At 51.1% G+C, this 417-nt stretch carries 1 pseudogene; it reads right to left on the reverse strand.

Features of this window, described 5'->3' with window-relative positions:
- Window positions 1-15: 15 nt before the first annotated feature.
- Window positions 16-417, reverse strand: a pseudogene (locus DXD25_RS16855) (hypothetical protein); the annotation flags it as partial.

A 417-nucleotide genomic window follows, 5' to 3' on the forward strand; every position in this document is an offset into this window, starting at 1 on the left:
ACGCCTAACGGCTCTTTAATCCACAATACTGAATGTACCTACAGGAATCTCCTGGGCAGAAGCTACCGAGAGATAGATAATGCCATATTCGCCCGGACCCAACTCAGAGGCTGGGATGTCGAGGAGATAACTCTGTGCACCATACTTATGTCCTGCAAAGGCGAGGAACCCCTTCTTCTTGGCATCAGAACTGCCCAGGAGCGAAGGCTTCAGAGTAAGCCACTGGATCCTTCTGTCCTTCTTGGATGCCTTGAATCGCACGATACGGTAGATACCCATCGGATCCACCTCGTTCTTCTCAGCCTTGATCAGCAGACGGATTCCATTACCGGCATTCTTTACCAGATAAGCTGAAGTGCCGCCCTGGAAGGCGATATCCATTCCTTCTACGCCAGCAAGATTATCTACGGCATCGGC

The organism is Prevotella sp. TF12-30 (assembly GCF_003436715.1).
Lineage (GTDB): Bacteria > Bacteroidota > Bacteroidia > Bacteroidales > Bacteroidaceae > Prevotella > Prevotella copri_A.